Here is a 2103-nt window from a genome sequence, read left to right as displayed (position 1 = left end):
GTGTTCGGCGGTGTCCTACTCTCCCACACCCTGTCGAGTGCAGTACCATCGGCGCTGAAGGGCTTAGCTTCCGGGTTCGGAATGGGACCGGGCGTTTCCCCTTCGCTATGACCGCCGTAACTCTATGAAACTGTCACAGTAACCTTCTTCTGATCACCTGGTTTCACCACCCGTCAACACCAGTTTCTGGTGTTGGGGGATGGAGAAAACAGGGTTTCTCATCAGTATCTGTGTGTTGTTTCAGATACCGCACAGTGGACGCGTAGCTTCTTTGTGGTAAGTCCTCGGCCTATTAGTACCAGTCACCTGCATGCATTACTGCACTTCCAGTTCTGGCCTATCAACCCGGTGGTCTGCCGGGGGCCTTACCCCCTCGAGGGGGTGAGAAACCTCATCTTGGAACAGGCTTCCCGCTTAGATGCTTTCAGCGGTTATCCCTTCCGAACGTAGCTAACCAGCGGTGCTCCTGGCGGAACAACTGGCACACCAGAGGTTCGTCCGTCCCGGTCCTCTCGTACTAGGGACAGCCTTCCTCAAGTTTCTAACGCGCGCGGCGGATAGAGACCGAACTGTCTCACGACGTTCTAAACCCAGCTCGCGTGCCGCTTTAATGGGCGAACAGCCCAACCCTTGGGACCTACTCCAGCCCCAGGATGCGACGAGCCGACATCGAGGTGCCAAACCATCCCGTCGATATGGACTCTTGGGGAAGATCAGCCTGTTATCCCCGGGGTACCTTTTATCCGTTGAGCGACACCGCTTCCACTTGCCGGTGCCGGATCACTAGTCCCGACTTTCGTCCCTGCTCGACCTGTCAGTCTCACAGTCAAGCTCCCTTGTGCACTTGCACTCGACACCTGATTGCCAACCAGGCTGAGGGAACCTTTGGGCGCCTCCGTTACATTTTGGGAGGCAACCGCCCCAGTTAAACTACCCACCAGGCACTGTCCCTGAACCAGATCATGGTCCGAGGTTAGAGGTCCAATTCGATCAGAGTGGTATTTCAACAACGACTCCACGATAACTGGCGTCACCGTTTCACAGTCTCCCACCTATCCTACACAAACCGAACCGAACACCAATACCAAGCTGTAGTGAAGGTCCCGGGGTCTTTTCGTCCTGCCGCGCGTAACGAGCATCTTTACTCGTAATGCAATTTCGCCGAGTCTACGGTTGAGACAGCTGAGAAGTCGTTACGCCATTCGTGCAGGTCGGAACTTACCCGACAAGGAATTTCGCTACCTTAGGATGGTTATAGTTACCACCGCCGTTTACTGGGGCTTAAATTCTCAGCTTCGCTCCCGAAGGAACTAACCGGTCCTCTTAACCTTCCAGCACCGGGCAGGCGTCAGTCCGTATACATCGTCTTACGACTTCGCACGGACCTGTGTTTTTAGTAAACAGTCGCTTCTCACTGGTCTCTGCGGCCCCACCCAGCTCAGACAGTAAATGTCGTCACCAGACAGGGCCCCCCTTCTCCCGAAGTTACGGGGGCATTTTGCCGAGTTCCTTAACCATAGTTATCTCGATCGCCTTAGTATTCTCTACCTGACCACCTGTGTCGGTTTGGGGTACGGGCCGTGTGAAAGCTCGCTAGAGGCTTTTCTCGGCAGCATAGGATCACTGAATTCGCCTCAATCGGCTACGCATCACGTCTCAGGCTTGTATGCGACCCGGATTTGCCTAGGTCACGCCCTACACGCTTACACCAGTATTACCACTGACTGGCTCAGCTACCTTCCTGCGTCACCCCATCGCTTGGCTACTACCAGATCAGGTCCCATGCATCCACCAACTCGAGACCCGAAGGTCTTCTCGTGGCTTCAGGATGGTTAGTATCACTGATTCACCATGGGCGCGTTCACACGGGTACGGGAATATCAACCCGTTGTCCATCGGCTACGCCTGTCGGCCTCGTCTTAGGTCCCGACTCACCCTGGGCGGATTAACCTGGCCCAGGAACCCTTGGTCATTCGGCGGACGAGTTTCTCACTCGTCTTTCGCTACTCATGCCTGCATTCTCACTCGTGTGGCCTCCACGGCTAGGTCACCCTGCCGCTTCCATGGCCACACGACGCTCCCCTACCCATCCACACACCTGCC

General features: G+C 55.6%; 2 rRNA genes. Both read right to left on the bottom strand.

Annotated features, from left to right (window positions below):
- Positions 1-2: 2 nt before the first annotated feature.
- A 5S ribosomal RNA gene (rrf, locus tag ABH939_RS33110) occupies positions 3-119 on the bottom strand.
- Positions 120-272: 153 nt separating this feature from the next.
- A 23S ribosomal RNA gene (locus tag ABH939_RS33105) occupies positions 273-2103 on the bottom strand; the annotation flags it as partial.

Source organism: Rhodococcus sp. 27YEA6 (genome assembly GCF_044908235.1).
GTDB classification, from domain to species: domain Bacteria; phylum Actinomycetota; class Actinomycetes; order Mycobacteriales; family Mycobacteriaceae; genus Rhodococcus_F; species Rhodococcus_F qingshengii.
Note: the sequence above shows the minus strand (reverse complement) of the source record. Positions and strands in the feature narration are given on the sequence as shown.